12 protein-coding genes and 1 tRNA gene are annotated in these 17,041 nt (G+C 68.1%); 4 read left to right on the forward strand and 9 right to left on the reverse strand.

All coding sequences use genetic code 11. The features are described from left to right. The 6 genes from gltB to ACFDS6_RS12905 all read right to left on the reverse strand — a co-directional run. On the reverse strand, positions 1 to 3,838 hold a 3,838-nt coding region (gene gltB / locus ACFDS6_RS12880), incomplete at its 3' end, for a glutamate synthase large subunit (protein ID WP_375272569.1). Continuing rightward, entirely contained in the window at positions 3,835 to 4,314 is a 480-nt protein-coding gene (locus tag ACFDS6_RS12885; protein WP_375272570.1) for a hypothetical protein, read from the reverse strand. The genes ACFDS6_RS12885 and gltB, both read right to left, overlap by 4 nt. After that, positions 4,311 to 4,607: a nucleotidyltransferase domain-containing protein gene (locus tag ACFDS6_RS12890; protein WP_375272571.1), complete on the reverse strand. Its 297-nt coding sequence runs from the start codon at positions 4,605 to 4,607 to the stop codon at positions 4,311 to 4,313. Before ACFDS6_RS12890 ends, ACFDS6_RS12885 begins: the two co-directional genes overlap by 4 nt. Continuing rightward, positions 4,604 to 6,043, reverse strand: coding sequence for an NAD(P)-dependent oxidoreductase (locus tag ACFDS6_RS12895; RefSeq protein ID WP_375272572.1), 1,440 nt, complete (start codon positions 6,041 to 6,043; stop codon positions 4,604 to 4,606). The genes ACFDS6_RS12890 and ACFDS6_RS12895 overlap by 4 nt, the downstream gene beginning before the upstream one ends. Positions 6,044 to 6,197: 154 nt before the next feature. Then, a complete protein-coding gene (locus ACFDS6_RS12900) occupies positions 6,198 to 7,007 on the reverse strand; it encodes an undecaprenyl-diphosphate phosphatase (RefSeq protein WP_375272573.1) in 810 nt (269 codons plus the stop codon). A gap of 49 nt (positions 7,008 to 7,056) precedes the next feature. Further along, complete coding sequence (locus tag ACFDS6_RS12905; protein WP_375272589.1) at positions 7,057 to 7,989, reverse strand: complex I NDUFA9 subunit family protein; 933 nt, start codon at positions 7,987 to 7,989, stop codon at positions 7,057 to 7,059. A gap of 198 nt (positions 7,990 to 8,187) precedes the next feature. On the opposite strand from ACFDS6_RS12905, the gene ACFDS6_RS12910 reads away from it, so the two are divergent. The 4 genes from ACFDS6_RS12910 to ACFDS6_RS12925 all read left to right on the forward strand — a co-directional run bounded on the left by ACFDS6_RS12910 (position 8,188) and on the right by ACFDS6_RS12925 (position 11,883). After that, a tRNA-Leu gene (locus ACFDS6_RS12910) sits at positions 8,188 to 8,274 on the forward strand. Positions 8,275 to 8,436: 162 nt separating this feature from the next. Beyond that, a complete protein-coding gene (locus ACFDS6_RS12915; RefSeq protein WP_375272574.1) occupies positions 8,437 to 9,648 on the forward strand; it encodes a tyrosine-type recombinase/integrase in 1,212 nt (403 codons plus the stop codon). Next, complete coding sequence (locus tag ACFDS6_RS12920) at positions 9,588 to 10,283, forward strand: HlyD family efflux transporter periplasmic adaptor subunit (RefSeq protein ID WP_375272575.1); 696 nt, start codon at positions 9,588 to 9,590, stop codon at positions 10,281 to 10,283. The genes ACFDS6_RS12915 and ACFDS6_RS12920 overlap by 61 nt, the downstream gene beginning before the upstream one ends. A gap of 4 nt (positions 10,284 to 10,287) precedes the next feature. Continuing rightward, positions 10,288 to 11,883 carry a TolC family protein gene (locus ACFDS6_RS12925; protein WP_375272576.1) on the forward strand — a complete coding sequence of 532 codons (1,596 nt, stop codon included), beginning with the start codon at positions 10,288 to 10,290 and terminating at the stop codon, positions 11,881 to 11,883. Between the two features lie 22 nt (positions 11,884 to 11,905). Here ACFDS6_RS12925 and ACFDS6_RS12930 read toward each other — a convergent pair whose 3' ends face one another. From ACFDS6_RS12930 to ACFDS6_RS12940, 3 genes are read right to left on the reverse strand one after another with little or no spacing between them, the layout of a single operon-like run. Beyond that, positions 11,906 to 13,435, reverse strand: coding sequence for an MFS transporter (locus ACFDS6_RS12930; protein ID WP_375272577.1), 1,530 nt, complete (start codon positions 13,433 to 13,435; stop codon positions 11,906 to 11,908). 12 nt (positions 13,436 to 13,447) lie between these two features. Beyond that, positions 13,448 to 14,950 (reverse strand): tryptophan halogenase family protein, encoded by a 1,503-nt coding sequence (locus ACFDS6_RS12935; RefSeq protein WP_375272578.1) that lies wholly within the window; start codon positions 14,948 to 14,950, stop codon positions 13,448 to 13,450. Next, positions 14,950 to 17,037 carry a glycoside hydrolase family 97 protein gene (locus ACFDS6_RS12940; protein ID WP_375272579.1) on the reverse strand — a complete coding sequence of 696 codons (2,088 nt, stop codon included), beginning with the start codon at positions 17,035 to 17,037 and terminating at the stop codon, positions 14,950 to 14,952. The genes ACFDS6_RS12935 and ACFDS6_RS12940 overlap by 1 nt, the downstream gene beginning before the upstream one ends. Positions 17,038 to 17,041 lie beyond the last annotated feature (4 nt).

Consider the following 17,041-nt stretch of genomic DNA (forward strand, 5'->3'; position numbering starts at 1 on the left):
GCGTGACCTCGCTCGACAGCCGCGTGCCGACCGCGCGGTGGGTGTTGCGCACCGAGTAGGTCAGCTGCATCTTCTCGCCGCGCGAGAAGACGGGGGCGGCGTCCTTGACGATCTGCGCGTCGAGGCTGTCGGGTACCTCGTTGCGGAAGGCGTTGAGCGAGAAGCGGCGCTCTGCGTCGGACGCGTCGACCTTGGCGAGGATCGGATTGAGGTCGAGGTCGTCGAGATGCTCGGCACCGCGGCTGACCTGGCGCAGGAATTCGGTGCGGCCGACGATCTCGTCGAGGCTGCGGACGCCCAGGCGCGCGAGGATGTCGCGTACCTCTTCGGCGATGAAGGTCATCAGGTTGATGACCTTTTCCGGCGTGCCGACGAACTTGTCGCGCAGTTTCTGGTCCTGCGTGCAGATGCCGACCGGGCAGGTGTTCGAGTGGCACTGCCGCACCATGATGCACCCCATCGCGACGAGGCTGAGCGTCCCAATGCCGAACTCCTCCGCGCCCAGGATCGCGGCGATGACGATGTCGCGCCCGGTCTTGAGGCCACCGTCGGCGCGCAGCTTGATGCGACCGCGCAGGCCGTTGAGAGTGAGCACCTGGTTGACCTCGCTGAGGCCCATCTCCCACGGCGTGCCGGCATATTTGATGCTGGTCTGCGGTGAGGCGCCGGTGCCGCCGACGTGGCCCGAGACGAGGATGACGTCGGCGTGCGCCTTGGCGACGCCCGCGGCGACCGTGCCGATGCCCGCCGAGCTGACGAGCTTGACGCAGACGCGCGCGCGCGGGTTGATCTGCTTCAGGTCGTAGATAAGCTGCGCCAGGTCCTCGATCGAGTAGATGTCGTGGTGCGGCGGCGGCGAGATGAGCGTCACGCCCGGCGTCGAGTGGCGCAGCCGCGCGATGAACTCGGTCACCTTGAAGCCGGGGAGCTGCCCGCCCTCGCCGGGCTTGGCGCCTTGGGCCACCTTGATCTCGATCTCGTCGCAGGCGTTGAGGTACTCGGAGGTGACGCCGAAGCGCCCCGACGCGATCTGCTTGATGACAGAATTGGCGTTGTCGCCGTTCTCGTACGGCTGATAGCGAATCTTGTCCTCGCCGCCCTCGCCCGAGACGGCCTTGGCGCCGATGCGGTTCATCGCGATCGCCAGCGTCTCGTGCGCCTCGGGCGAAAGCGCGCCCAGCGACATGCCGGGGGTGACGAAGCGCTTGCGGATCTCGGTGATCGCCTCGACCTGGTCGACCGCGACGCCCTCTGCGGGAAAGTTGAACTGGAACAGGTCGCGCAGGTAGATCGGCGGCAGGTCGGCGACCCCGCGCGAGAATTGCAGGTAGCTCGAGTAGCTGTCGGTCGCGACCGCGGTCTGGAGCAGGTGCATCAGCTGCGCGGAGTAGGCGTGCGCCTCGCCGGTGTGGCGCTGGCGGTAGAAGCCGCCGATCGGCAGCGTCGCGACGCCGGCGTCGAACGCCGCCTCGTGGCGCTCGGTCGCGTTGACGTGAAGCGAAGCGTAGCCCTCGCCGCTGATCTTCGCGGGCATGCCGGGGAACAGGTCGTTGACGAGCGCGCGGCTGAGACCCACCGCCTCGAAATTGTAGCCGCCGCGATAGGAGGAGATCACCGCGATCCCCATCTTCGACATGATCTTGAGCAACCCCTCCTCGATCGCCTTCTTGTGGCGGGCGAGACAGTCGTCGAGCGCGAGGTCGCCGAACAGGCCGCGTGCCTGGCGGTCGACGATCGCGGCCTCGGCGAGGTAGGCGTTCACGGTGGTCGCGCCGACGCCGATCAGCACGGCGTAGTAATGCGTGTCGAGGCACTCGGCGGTGCGGACGTTCACGCTCGCGTAGGAGCGAAGCCCGCGGCGGACGAGATGGGTGTGGACCGCGGCGGCGGCGAGCACGCTGGGGATCGCGACGCGGTCCTCGGAAATGTTCTCGTCGGTCAGGAACAGCTCGCTGCGGCCCTCGCGCACAGCCTGTTCGGCCTGGTTGCGGATGCGCTGGATCGCGGCGCGCAACCGTTCCGCGCCGCCGCCCGCCTCGAACGTGCAGTCGATCTCGGCCGCGCTCGACCCGAAATAGGCCTTCAGCCGGTGCCAGTGCGCGCCGGTCAGCACGGGCGAGTCGAGCACCAGCACGCGCTCGCGCCGGTCCTCGGTATCGAGGATGTTGGCGAGATTGCCGAAGCGCGTCTTGAGCGACATCACGTAGCGCTCGCGCAGGGAATCGATCGGTGGGTTGGTGACCTGAGAGAAGTTCTGGCGGAAGAACTGGCTGATGAGGCGCGGCTTGTCGGAGATGACCGCGAGCGGCGTGTCGTCGCCCATCGAGCCGATCGCTTCCTTGGCGGTCTCGACCATCGGCGACAGGATCAGCTCCATGTCCTCGAGCGTCTGCCCGGCGGCGACTTGGCGCCGGGCGAGCTCGGCGCGGTCGTAGCGCGTGGTGCTGTTCTCGGGCGCGGGGGGCAGGTCGTCGATGCCTGAGAACTCGCCGATCATCGCGGCGTAATCGTGCTCGGCGGCGATGCGGTCCTTGACCTCGCGGTCGCGCAGCACGCGGCCCTCTTGAAGGTCGACCGCGATCATCTGCCCCGGACCGAGGCGCCCCTTGGCGATCACGCTGCTCTCGGGCACCACCACCATGCCCGCCTCGGAGCCGATGATGAGCAGGCCGTCGGCCGTCTGCGTGTAGCGCAGCGGGCGTAGCGCATTGCGGTCGACGCCGCCGACCGCCCAGCGCCCGTCGGTCATCGCGAGCGCGGCGGGGCCGTCCCACGGCTCCATCACGGACGCGAGATACTGGTACATCGCGATATGCGCGTCGGGGGTGTCGCCGCCCGATTGCCACGCCTCGGGCACCAGCATCAGCTTGGCGGTAGGCGCGTCGCGGCCCGATCGACAGATCGCCTCGAACGTGGCGTCGAGCGCGGCGGTGTCGCTGGCGCCCGCGGGGATCACCGGCTTGATGTCCTCCGAATGCTCGCCGAACGCGATCGAGGCCATGCGGATCTCGTGCGAGAGCATCCAGTTCTTGTTGCCGCGCACCGTGTTGATCTCGCCGTTGTGCGCGAGGCAGCGGAACGGCTGCGCCAGCCACCATTGCGGGAAGGTGTTGGTGGAATAACGCTGGTGGAAGATCGCGACCCGGCTCTCGAACAGCTGGTTGGTGAGGTCGGGGTAGAAGACCGACAGGCTCTCGGCGAGGAACAGCCCCTTGTAGATGATCGAGCGGCAGCTGAGCGAGCAGACGTAGAAACCCTGGATCTGCGCCGCGATCACGCGCTTCTCGATCCGGCGGCGGACGAGGTAGAGGTTCTTCTCGAACTCCTCCGCGCTGACCGCGTCGGGGAGCGGCCCCGCGATCATGATCTGCTCGATCTCGGGCCGCGTCAGCTGCGCCTTGGCGCCGATCACCGACACGTTCACCGGCACCTGCCGCCAGCCGTAGATCGTGTAGCCGGCCTCGATCATCTCCGCCTCGACGATCGTGCGGCAGGTCTCCTGCGCGCCCAGATCGGTGCGCGGCAGGAACACCATGCCGACCGCGAGCCGGTTGGGAAGCAGCTTGTGCCCCGAGGCGGCGACGCAATCATCGAAGAAGCGCACCGGCAGGTCGACGTGGAGTCCCGCGCCGTCGCCGGTCTTGCCATCCGCGTCGACCGCGCCGCGGTGCCACACCGCCTTCAGCGCGTCGATTGCGGACTGGACGACGCGGCGCGACGGCTTGCCATCGGTCGCGGCGACGAGGCCCACGCCGCACGCGTCGCCCTCGAACTCGGGACGGTACATGCCGTGCTCGGCGAGATAGGCGCGCTGATCGGTCAGACTGGGGGCGGTCATGATCGGGGCTCCAGCATGTGACGATCCGCAATCACGCGCTCGGCACGCGCGGCGGCATCGGTAAGAAACGGAATGGATGTGAGCGCAGCGACGACACGCCCGAAGCGCTCGGTCGATCCGAGCGGGTATTCGTGCACGAGTTCGTTTCGCAGCTTGACGATTGTCACCCAGCGCTCAGGCTCGTCGATGACATCCAAATCGACCATGTGGTTGCCGATATCGAGCGGATAGAGGCCCTTCAGCCGGATGCCCAGCATCCGCAACATGGCACGGAACAGGCTGTGCAGCGTGCCTTGGAGTTGCTCGAACTCCTTCAACAACGCGGTCGATGCCACGCGTTGTACCGAGGTCATCGCCTCGAACGCCTGTTCGGATGAGGGTGGTTGCCCCATGAGCGGCTGCGTTTCCACGACCGAGCGGATCAGCGCGCGGGTCGAAAGCAGCAAATCCTCCAACACCTCCTGCTCGGGCGTCACAGCACGATCCCGTCGCGGTAGGCGATTCGTTCGAACCCGCGCGGGATCGTGCCACGGCGCGACAGCACCAGATCGATCTTTCGCGGTTCGATCTGGCGAAACAGTCGATCTTCGAACAGGCCCCGTGCCTGCCATTCGTCGGTCGGCGGAGACGCCTCCACGTGCAGGTCGATGTCGCCGCCGCGCAGGTCATCGTGGACGCGGCTGCCGAACAGGCGCACGACCGCGTCGTCGCCGAACGCCTCGCGCGCGGCCTGCTTGATCGCGGTGACTTCGTGCTCGGTCAGCCTCACGCCGCCTGCCGCTCCGCCGCCGCCTTCGCCTTCAGATACTTGTGCATCGCCGCCGACACGTCGCGGCCGTCGCGGATCGCCCAGACGACCAGGCTCGCGCCGCGGACGATGTCGCCGGCGGCGAACACGCCGTCGAGGCTGGTCATCAGCGTCTTAGCGTCGACCAGCACCGTGCCCCAGCGCGTGACGCCGAGTTCGGGCGCGCCCCACAGGTGCGGCAGGTCCTCCGCGTCAAAGCCGAGCGCCTTGACGACCAGGTCGGCGGGCATGTCCTCGGCCGCGCCCGGGTCGATCTCGGGTGCGCGGCGACCGCTGGCGTCGGCCGCGCCCAGCCGCATGCGGTTGGCGCGGACGTGGGTGACCCGGCCGCCGTCCGCGACGAACGCGGCGGGGGCGGCGAGCCAGACGAACTCGACGCCCTCTTCCTCCGCGTTCGCGACCTCGCGCTGGCTGCCGGGCATGTTGGCGCGGTCGCGGCGGTAGAGGCACTTGACGCTTCGTGCGCCCTGGCGGATCGCGGTGCGGACGCAGTCCATCGCGGTGTCGCCGCCGCCGATCACGACGACGTCCTTGCCCGCCGCGTTGAGGCGGCCGTCCTCGAACTCGGGCACCTGGTCGCCGAAGCTCTTGCGGTTGGAAGCGGTGAGATAGTCGAGCGCCGCGACCACGCCCGCGGCGTCGTGACCGCCGACGTCGATCGCGCGCGCCTTGTACACGCCAGTCGCGATCAGGACCGCGTCGTGGCGGGCGCGCAGCTCGTCGAGCGTCGCGTCCTCACCGACCGCGAAGCCTTCGTGGAAGACGATGCCGCCCGCGCGCAACCGCTCGACGCGGCGGGTGACGACGGGCTTCTCCAGCTTGAAGCCGGGGATGCCGTAGGTGAGCAACCCGCCGGCGCGGTCGTGGCGATCGTAGACGTGGACCTCGTAACCGTGCCCGCGCAGATATTCCGCCGCCGACAGCCCGGCAGGACCGGCGCCGATCACGCCGACCGACTGGCCGCGGGCGGGACCGGGAACGAGCGGCTCGACCCAGCCTTCCTCCCACGCCTTGTCGGTGATGAACTTCTCGACCGAGCCGATCGTCACCGCGCCGTGGCCGGTGAACTCGATCACGCAATTGCCCTCGCACAAGCGGTCCTGCGGGCAGATGCGGCCGCAGATCTCGGGCATGGTCGAGGTGGCGTTCGACAGCTCGTACGCCTCGCGCAGCCGCCCTTCCGCGGTCAGCCGCAGCCAGTCGGGGATATGGTTGTGCAACGGGCAGTGGACCGAGCAATAGGGCACGCCGCACTGCGAGCAGCGCCCCGACTGGTCCTCCGCCGACTGCACCGCGTAGCGCTCGACGATCTCGCGGAAGTCGTCGGCGCGTGCCTCCGCCTCGCGCTTGGCGGGGTACGCCTGAGGGCATTCAACGAAACGAAGCATGTCGGCCATCGATAGTCTCCGATCGCCGCAATTTCATATCAAGCAGGTGCTGTCACGCGAAATCAAACAATATAGATATCAACTCGGACCTAGTGCTATCACTTTCTGCGCTAGTCGCGCGCTCACGGCAGAGATCGTCATCGTAGAAGGGCCGGAACAAACCCTATCCTTGCGCCAGCAGCACCAGCGCGAGCGCACCGGCGACGATGCGGTACCAGGCGAAGGGCGCGAAGCCGTGGCGGCCGACGATGCCGACGAACCAGCGCACCACCAGCAGCGCGACGACGAACGACACGACGAAGCCGACCGCGATCGCGCCGAGACCCGCGCCCTGGCCCATCATCAGCTCGCGGTGGTGCCCGGCCAGCTCGACCACGCTCGCGCCCAGCATCGTCGGGATCGCGAGAAAGAAGCTGAACTCCGCTGCGGTCCGCCGCTCCACCCCGAGGCTGAGCGCGCCCAGGATCGTCGCGCCCGAGCGGCTGACGCCCGGGATCATCGCGAGGCACTGGATGAAGCCGACGCCCAGCGCGGTGCGCGCGGGTACGGCGGCGATGCCGCGGGTGGTGCCCGGCTTCACCACGCGCTCGATCACCAGGATCGCGACGCCGCCGACGATCAGCGCGACGGCGACCACGCGCGGTTGCAGCAGCAGCGCCTCGATCTGGTCCTTCAGCGCCAGGCCGATGACGGCGGCGGGGATGAAGGCGATCAGCAGGTTGCGCACGAAGCGCACCGCGCCCGCCTCACGCGCGAACAATCCGGTAAGCACGGTCCAGAAGGTGCGCCAGTAGAGAACCGCCACCGCCAGGATCGCGCCCAGCTGAATCACGATGCTGAACAACCGCCAGTGCGCCTCGTCGTAGCCGAGCAGCGCGCTCGCCAGGATCAGGTGACCGGTGGAGGAAACGGGCAGGAACTCGGTCACCCCCTCGACGATGCCGAGGAGGACGGCGGTGAGCAGGTCGTTCAAGCACGATCTCCCGAGGAGAAGGAAGGGGGTAGGCGGGTTAGCCCGAGAGTCAGTCTGACGCGCGGTTGAGCAGTGAGAAGCGGCCCGCCTTGCGGTAGCGCACCAGCCAGCCCGGCGCGACCGCGTCGAACGGCGTGCGCGCGACGCCCAGCGCGGTCAGCCCGTCGTGGCCGGCGGAGACGACCGAGTCGCGCTGGAGCAGCAGCCACTGGTCGCCCGTCAGCGGACCGCCCGGTACCTTCGACAAAATAGCGCCTGCCGCGTCGGGCAGCGGCAGGAAGGTCGGCGCGCGACCGACGTGGGTGGCGATCCGCTGCTGGATCTCGAGCATGGTCAGCACCTCCGGCCCGCCGAGCTCGAACATCCGGCCGCCGAAGCGCGCCGGGTCGCCGAGTGCCGCGACGACCGCGCTGGCCACGTCGCCGACGTAGACCGGCTGGAAGCGCGCACCGGCGCGCAGTACCGGCACCACCGGCAGGCGCGACACCATGCCGGCGAAGCGGTTGATGAACTGATCCTCGCGTCCGAACACGGTGGAGGGGCGCAGGATCGTGGCGTTCGCGAACGCGTCGCGCACCGCGGCCTCCGCCTCGCCCTTGGTGCGGGCGTAGTTGGAGGCGCTGTCCGCGTCGGCGCCGATCGCGGACACGTGCACCAACGCCGCCGCGCCCGCCCCTTGCGCCGCCTCGGCCACCGCGCGCGCGCCGTCGACGTGGATGCGCTGCAGGTCGCCCGCGAAGCTGCCGACCAGGTTCACGACGGCGTCGGCGTCGGCCACCGCGCGCGCGATCGTGTCGGGGCGCGTCACGTCGGCGGCGACGAACTGCGTCTGGCCGAGCCCGCCGAGTGGTTTGAGGAAGAACGCCTGCCGCGGATCGCGCTGCGCGATCCGGACGCGCGCGCCCGCCTTCAGCAGGCCTTGCGCGACGTAGCGGCCGAGAAAGCCGCCGCCGCCGATCAGGGTCACGAGCTTGTTGTTCACGCCGATCATCAACGAAGTCCCTGGAAAGTCGCGCCACGCCCTACGCGTCCGCCCTTAGCCGTCCGCGCCGCCCAATAACAAGGCTGCGCGCGGGCGGGGGCGCACCGACGCGATTTTTCGCGCCGGAAAGCGTTGACAAGCCTCCGTGCGCTCCACTAGAGGCGCCGGCCTACCCGAGAGCTTCTCAGCTCTTCCCGTGCCCAGATGGCGGAATTGGTAGACGCACCAGCTTCAGGTGCTGGCGATCGCAAGGTCGTGGAGGTTCGAGTCCTCTTCTGGGCACCATTTCTTTGTACGTAGACGTCCGTCAACGGTTGAAAAGCCCCCGAAAACCCTCCTAAGCGGAAGCCGGGCCATTCGCCGTCGTTCACCCGTGTTCGCCCCTAATCGGGGCCTCGCGGGGGCCTCAGGCGGGGCCCCCAGCATCTGGTGAAACGAGAGGCCCCCATGCCGCTTTCTGACACGGCGATACGATCCGCGAAGCCTGGCGCCAAAGACACCAAGCTCTCCGACGAGCGGGGTTTGTACCTGCTGGTCGCCAAGAGCGGCGGTAAGCTGTGGCGGTTTAAATATCGCTTCGAGGGTAAGGAGAGAAAGCTGTCGTTCGGCAGCTACCCTGACGTGCCGCTCAAGGAGGCGCGCAGGCGCCGCGACGAAGCGCGAACGCAGCTGGCCAACGGCACCGATCCAAGCGCTCTCAAGAAGGCGGAACGGGCTGCCAAGGGCGAGCGCGCGCGCAACACGTTTGATGGCGTCGCCGAAGAATATCTGACCCACATGGAACGCGACGGGCGCCAAGCCAATACGGTCTGCAAGGCGCGCTGGCTGTACAGCCTGATGAAGGATGGTCTGGGCTCGCGTCCGATCGCGGACATCACGCCGGTAGAGATACTGGCGGTGCTGCGAGTAGTGGAAGCTAAGGGCAACCACGAGACGGCGCGTCGCATGCGCTCGCTCGCCAGTCGTATATTCCGATTCGGCGCTGCCACGTCGCGGGTGAGTGCTGATCCCACCAGTCTGCTAAGAGGCGCGCTGATCGCACCCAAGGTCAAGCATCACAGCGCGATCGTCGACGTTAAGGAGGTAGGGCCGCTTCTGCGCGCGATCGACGGCTTCACCGGTCAACCCCTCACAAAGCTCGCGCTTCAGCTCACGCCGCACGTGTTCGTCCGACCGGGCGAGCTACGGCGTGCGGAGTGGCAGGAGTTCGATCTAAGCGCAGCCGTCTGGACGATCCCGGCCGATAAGATGAAGATGCGGCGTCCGCACCGCGTGCCACTGTCGCGCCAATCGCTTGTCATCCTGGACGCAGCATTCAGCATCAGCGCCAAGCAGCAGTTCGTGTTTTCATCCTTGTACCCCGGAACTCGGCCTATGTCGGAGAACACGATCAACGCTGCCCTGCGCCGGCTTGGCTATAGCGGTAAAGAGATGACCGCTCACGGCTTCCGGTCGATGGCGAGCACGTTGCTGAACGAGTCGGGGTTGTGGCGGGAGGATGCGATCGAACGTGCCTTGGCACACCAGGAGACGAATGCCGTACGAGGCGCTTATCACCGCGGCCAGCACTGGGATGAGCGGGTCGACATGGCGCAGTGGTGGAGCGACTTCCTCGACGAGCAGCGTGGTGTACCCGTCAGCTCTTCGTCGAGGGCCTGATCGCGCGACGCGATTACGAGGCAGCGCAGATCAAGGCGGAGAGCCACCGCAGCAAGCTCGCGGTCGTGCGCGCGAAGCTCGCCCAGGTCGACGTGTCGCTCAACCGTCAGGCGACCCAGGTCGCCTACGCGCCGCGGGCAGGGCGCATCCAGGGCATTACGGCGGCCACCTATTCGACCTACGTGAGCGCGGGCGATCCGCTCGCGACCATTGTTCCGGTGCAACCCGTGCGGGTGCTCCAGATGTACGTCGACGGGCGTGACGTGGCGCTCGTCCATCCCGGACGCCCGGTCCGCATCGCCTTCGAGGGCTGGCCCGCGATCCAGTTCAGCGGCTGGCCGGTGCTGGGCGGTGGGCTGTTCGACGGACGGGTGCGCGCGGTCGATCAGGCGACCTCCGCCAACGGCCTGTTTCGCGTCCTGATCGATCCCGCGTCCAAGAAGCGGCCGTGGCCCAGCACGGAATATCTGCGCGTCGGCGCGAAGGCGCGCGGCTGGATCAGGATGGAGACGGTGTCGGTCGGCTATGAATTGTGGCGTCGTCTGAACGACTTCCCGCTCGAATACCCCGACGATCGCTCGCCGCCGGTCTCGAACACGTCGGGTCAGAATGAGCCGACGCGGAGCAAGACCTGAGGCCATGCGACGAATAACCGTTCTCCGGGGCTGCCTGCTGGTAGCGCTGTTTTCTGCGGTCCCGGCCGCGCACGCGCAGCGGCCATTGGAGGAGTTGAAGGCGGAAGGCCGGGTCGACGACGACACCGTGCGCGGCGAGGCCGAGAACGTCCTGACGCTGCGGCGCGTCCTGCAGGCATCGGCGCGCAGCGCGCCGGAAATCCTCGCGGCGCTGGCGCGGGAGCGGCAGGCCGACGGACGGCTGCTGTCCACGCTGGGCGAGTTCGATCTGCTGTTCAACGGCAGCGGGTTCAGCCGCGTGCTGGGCTATTACGACGGCAGCCATGCCGAGATGCGCGCGTACCAGCCGCTGAGCAACAACGGGGGCCAGGTCTATGCCGGCTACCGCGTGTCGCGGGGCGACTTCCCGATCTACGAGGACCAGTATTTCACCAACAAGCTCGGCGAGGTGAAGGTCGGCGGCGTATTCTCGCTGCTGCGCGACCGGCTGACCGACAGGCGTCGGACCGACCGCGCGCTGGCGCGCAACGACGTCGAGATCGCCGGCCTGGAGCGGCAGATGGTCGCGATCGGCGTGCAGCAGCGCGCGATCGACGCGTATCTGACCTGGGTGTCGTCAGGTCAGCGGCTGGCGGTGTACCGCGACCTGCTCGCGCTGGCGACCTCGCGACAGGGCGGGATCGAGCGGCAGATTGGGTTGGGCATGCTCCCGGCGATTGTCGCGGTCGAGAATCGACAGAACGTCGTTCAGCGGCAGGTGCTGGTCGTGCAGGCCGAACGCACGCTCGACGTCGCGGCCAACGACCTGTCGTTCTTCCTGCGCGACGCGGACGGCCGGCCGATCCTGCCCCGGTCGACCCAGCTGCCGCGCGACCTGCCGGCGATCGCCAATCCGCTGCCGCGCGTCGGCGGCGTCGACCGCATCGAGCGCCCCGACCTCGCCGCGATCCTGGTGCGCGTGGACAAGGCGAGGGCACAGCGGCTGCTGGCAATCAACGACATGCGTCCGCGGCTCGACGTCAACGGCGAGGCATCGAAGGACCTGGGGTCGGAGGGGCTCGGCGGGCCCAGCCGCACGCCGTTCGAGACCAAGGTCGGTCTCACCTTCTCCCTGCCGCTCCAGCGCCGCGCCGCGCGCGGTCGCGCCGCCGAAGCCGACGCGAAGATCGACGAGCTCGGGCGCGAGCGCGGGCGGCTCGAAGACAAGATCGTTATTGAGATCAATCGTTTGGGCGTTCGCACCGCGGCGGCGGACCGGCAGATCGAGCTGGCCGGGCTCGATGTCACGCTGGCCGACCAACTGGCGGAGGCGGAGCGACGGCGCCTCTTTCTGGGCGCCAGCGACCTGCTCAAGGTCAATCTCCGCGAACAGTCGGCCCTACAGGCCCGCATCAACCTGCTCGACGCGCGCTACCAGTTTGCCGCACTCAGAGGCGAGCTCATCGCCGCGACCGCGGACGAGCAACAGCTCGGACTTGAGACGCCGACGAGGTCAGGCGTCGCTGACGCGTCTCCTGACCGATTTTCCGCCGACTCTCCCGTCTCCCAAGCCTCGATCCGTCTATCTCGCGAGCGAGCGGCGCTGATCGCGGCGGCCTGACGCTGCCACTGCTGTCAGGCGATCACGCTGTCTTGACCCTCGTCATCGCGGCGGCGGCGACCAGCATCGTCGCGGCGGCGAATGCCATCGTCCAGACCGGCTCGGTCGGGAAGAAATACTTGGTGATCGACCCCATCACGGTCGCGACCAGCAATTGCGGCACCACCACGAAAACGTTGAACAGCCCCATGTAGATGCCGAGCTTGCGCTGCGGCAGCGCGGAGGCGAGGATCGCGTAAGGCATGGCGAGGATCGTCGACCAGGCGATGCCAATCCCGACCTGGCTCAGCAGCAGCCAGTGATAGTTGGGCACGACGAAGATGCTCGCGAAACCCGCCGCCCCGCATACTAAACCGAAGATGTGGGTGCGCGCCTGTCCGATCCGGCGCGCGAGGAACGGGATCAACAGCAGTGCCGACGCCGCCGCGACCCCGTTATAGGTCGCGAACAGCACGTCGACCCAGCTCGCGCCCTCCTGATATGCCGCACTGCCCGCATCGACCGCGCCAAAGAAGCGACCGGTCACCACCGGCGTCGTGTTGATCCACATGATGAACAGCGCCGACCAGCTGAAGAACTGCACCAGCGCCAGCCGCTTCATCAGCGGCGGCATGCCGGCGAAATCGCCGACGATATGCCCCAGCATCCCCGCGCCATGCCCGCCGCGCGCGCGCCGGACCGCGATCAGGCTGGCGAGGCCGTAGCCCGCCAGCAGTCCGCCGAGCAGGTAGACCTCCTTCTCCAGCCCCGTCGCGGCGACCAGCGCGACGACCGCCGCTCCGCTCGCGATCCAGCCGAGGCACGCCGCGTCGCTGCGCGCGGCGAGCACGCGCATAACGTGCGCCTCCTCGCCCGCATCCGCAACGCCATCGAAGCGTGCGAGTTCGTCGGGTGAATATTCGCGCGTCGACACCACTGTCCAGATCACGCTCGCCAGCAGCGCCGCGCCGCCGAACCAGAAGGCGTAGCGGACCGAATCTGGGATCGCGCCTGCCGCGGCGGCGTTCGATACGCCCAATTGCTCGAGCGCCCAGGGGAAGATCGATCCCACCACCGCGCCCGCACCGATGAACGCGGTCTGCACGCCGTAGCCCGCGGCGTGCTGATCTTTGTCGAGCATGTCGCCGACGAAGGCACGGAACGGCTCCATCGACACGTTCAGCGACGCGTCGAGCACCCACAGCATGACCGCGGCGACCAGCAGAACCGGGCTCTCCGGCATGATCAACAGCGCGAGCGCGGCGAGCAACGCGCCGGCGAGGAAGTACGGCCGCCGCCGCCCGAGCCGACCGAGCCAGGTGCGGTCGCTCAGATGGCCGATTACCGGCTGGACCAGCAATCCGGTCAGTGGTGCGGCCACCCAGAGCGCGGGCAGATCGTCGAGGCTGGTGCCGAGCGATTGAAAGATCCGGCTCATGTTCGCGTTCTGCAGCGCGAAGCCGATTTGGATGCCGAAGAAACCGAACGAAATGTTGAGCAGCCCCGCCAGGCTCTGCCGTTCACGCCGATGCAGCGCACCCTCCGCTTCGATTGCTGCCGCTACGCTGGCCATCCATTGTCTCCGTTACGGGCGCGCGAGCGCCGCGGCGTGGTCGCCGAAATTGAGCAAACAGCCGTCCAGCAGCCGGTCGATGCCGGCCATGTCGACCCGGGATGGCGCAGGCTTGAGCCGTGCCTCGTCCGGATAGGTGCCGTAGCCCGCGAACAGTATTTCCCACGACAGCGGCGCGTAATAGCCCGCGAGGTCGCGGCGCATTACCTCGGCGGCGACGTCGCGCCCGGTGAACCACGCGGTCATGATCGCCTTCAGATCGTCCGACAGGTGATCGTTGGCGGCGTTGGCGCGCCAGAAGTCGGTGTCGCCGCGCTGGTTGAGACGGTAGTGCGCGACGATGTAGTCGCGCACGCCCTCGAAGCGCCGCGCGATCTCGGCGTTGAACGCGTCGCTCCGCGCGGGCGTGCCCTGCCCCTCACCGTACGCCTCGATGAAACGCTCGATCGTCGTCTGCGTCAGGTGGAGCGCGGTCGCCTCCAGCGGCTCGATGAACCCCTGCGCCAGCCCGATCGCGAGGCAGTTGGCGTGCCACGCGCGCTCGACCCGCCCGACCTTCATCGTCAGGTGCCGCGCCGCCACGTCGGCGTTGAGCAGCCCCAGGTGGCGGCGCAGCTCGGTCTCCGCCGCGTCCGGCGACAGGTAATCGGACGCGTAGACGTAGCCGTTGCCCGTCCGGGCGGTGAGCGGGATCGCCCAGGCCCAGCCGCTAGACAGGGCGGTCGCGGTAGTGTGCGCGTCGAGCGGGGCGCCCTCCGTACGCGGGGTCGGTAGCGTCACCGCGCGGTCGCAGAACAGGTTGCTCGCGAACGGCACGAAGCGCACCCCGAGCGCGCGTTGGGCGATGACCGAGCGGAACCCGCTCGCGTCGACGAAGATGTCGCCCGTCAGTCGCTCGCCGCCCGCGAGGACCAGCGCCGCGACGTCGCCGTCGTCGCTCAGCTCAACCGTGTCGACGCGCGCTGCGATATGTATGACACCCTGCGCCAGCGCGTGGTCGCGCAGCACCGCGCCGACCTTGTGCGCGTCGAAATGGTAGCCGTAGCTGACCTCGAACGGGAAATTGTCAGGCGCGAGCGGCGCGCGGTGCGCCTGCGCGAGCCGCGTGTTGAGGAAGAAGCGGTCGGGATGCGCGTCCACCGCGCGCCCGGTCCGCCGCGCCAGCGCACTCGCATGGAACGCGCCCGCGGTATGCAGGTCGATTGCGCTCGCGAAGGTATGGAAATAGCTGGGATAGCTCGCGCGGGCCGACCAGCCGTCGAAGCGGATGCCGGTCTTGTAGGTCGCGTCCGCCGCGGGCATCCACGCTTCCTCGGCGATGCCGAGATGTGCGAACAGCGCGGCAAGCTGCGGGGTCGATCCCTCACCGACCCCGACGATGCCGATCTCGGGCGCCTCGACCACGGTCACGCGCGCCCGCGGCCAGGCTTGCGCGAACAAACACGCCGCCATCCACCCCGCGGTGCCGCCGCCGAGCACGACGATGCGCGGGGACAGAGGCGGCGCGCCGTTCATCAGCGACGGATACGCCCGCCCGGCGCGACGAAGCGGATCGCCTGTCCGCCGCCCGGCGCCAGCTTGATCGTCAACGTGTCGCCGCCGCGCACCTTGATCGTCTCGATCTTGATCGAGTGGCGCGCCTCGGTCTTGTAGTCGGCGTCGTCACCGTCGCGGTACACCTGCGCGGTGTAGGTCTTGCCGCGGTCGAGGAAATCGGTCGGAACCGTCAGCGTGCGCGCATTCTCGTCGGTGATGCTGCCCAGATACCAGTCGTTCGATGCGCGGTCCTTGCGTGCGACCGTCACGTAATCGCCGACCTCGCCGTTCAGCACGCGCGTGTCGGACCAGTCAACCGGCACGTCGCGGATGAACTGAAACGCGTCCATGTGCTTGGCGTAGTTCTCGGGCGTGTCCGCCGCCATCGTGACCGGCGAGTAGATCACAACGTAGAGCGCGAGCTGCTTGGCTTCGGTCGATTCAAGCGGGCTGCCGTTCGACCCGGTCAGGCTCAACACGCCGGGCGTGAAGTCCATCGGACCGCCCAGCCACTGCGTGAAGAACATGTTCGCCTCGTGCTCGGGCGGGTTCTTGCCCGGCCAGGCGTTATATTCCATGCCCCGGCCGCCCTCGCGGCTGAGCCAGTTGGGGTAGGTGCGGCGCAGGCCGGTGTCCTTGACGGGTTCGTGGCTGTCGATCCCGATGCGGTATTTGGCGGCCGTTTCCACCACGCGGCTATAGTGGTTCACCATCCACTGCCCCTCGTGCCATTCGCGGTGCTTGGAGCCGTCGGCATCGACGCGCTCGATCTCGCCCGCGTCGGTGACGTAACCGGTCTTGATCGCGGGGATGCCGTGGTCCTGCGCGTACTTGAACGCGCGGTCGAGCTGCGCGTCATAGTGGCTGACCGAGCCACCAGTCTCGTTGTGCCCGATGATGTAGACGCCCTTCGACTTGGCGTAGCGCGCAAGTTCGGCGGCGTCGAAGTCGGGGGTCGGCTGATCGAACTGCATGCCCGTGCCGTCGCCGAACCAGTCGCCGTTCCAGCCGACGTTCCACCCCTCCACCAGCACGCCGGGGATCTTGTTGGCCGCGGCGAAGTCGATGTAGCGTTTGACGTTCGCGGTGGTGGCGCCGTGCTTGGGACCTGTCGCCCAGGTCCAGTCGCCCTTGATCATGTTCCACCACACGCCGACGAACTTGCCTGGCTTGATCCAGCTGACGTCACCCAGCTTGTTGGGCTCGTTCAGGTTGAGTTCGATGTGGCTCATGTAGAGGCCGGGTGCATCATCGGCGATGATGATCGTGCGCCACGGCGTCGCGAACGGCGCGTCGCGGCTCACCTTGGGGGCGCCCGACCCCGGCGTCAGCACCGCCTTCAGCGTCGTCGTGCCCGCCACCTGCGCCAGGTTCATCGCCGAATAATCAACCAGCGCCGCCTCGTGGATCGCGACGTGCGTGCCGCTCGCCAGCTTGGCGGTGAACACCGTCTGCGCGGTGCCGACCGCGCTGATGGGCGTCTTAGCGTAGAGATATTCCTCGCGGTTCCACTCGAATGCGGGCTTCCACCAAGCGGTGCCGTCCTCCGCGAGCGCGAACTGTGTCAGCTCCTCCGCGACATTGGCATGGTGCAGATTGGGCTGGTCAGGGAAGGAGTAACGGAACCCCACGCCGTCGTCGAAGATGCGGAAGGTGACCACCATTTCGCGGTTCAGGTTCTTCGTTTCACGCAGGCGGACGACCAGCTCGTTGTGATGGTCGCGGATCGTCTTCCACTCGCCGAACGGCTGCGTCCACGACGTGTCGCTCTTGGACTGCGAGGTCGAGGCGAGCGCCAGGTTGCGATCGATCTTGCGCGCGTCGGTGAACAGGAAGCCGAGCGCACTGGGCGCGATCACCGGCTTGCCGCGGCGCGCCACCGCGTAGGTCGCGCGCCCGTCGCCGTCGATCGCGACCGACACGGTGATCGAGCCGTCAGGCGAGCTGCCGCGCGCGACGACATTGTCGCCCGGTGAGGGCACGCCCGCGCGCGTGTCCTGCGCGAGCGCGACCGCGGGGGTCAGCGCGGAGGTGGCGGCGGCGAGCGCCAGCAGCATGGTCTTCATTGGG

The organism is Sphingomonas sp. (genome assembly GCF_042095875.1).
In the GTDB taxonomy this organism is placed as follows: domain Bacteria; phylum Pseudomonadota; class Alphaproteobacteria; order Sphingomonadales; family Sphingomonadaceae; genus Sphingomonas.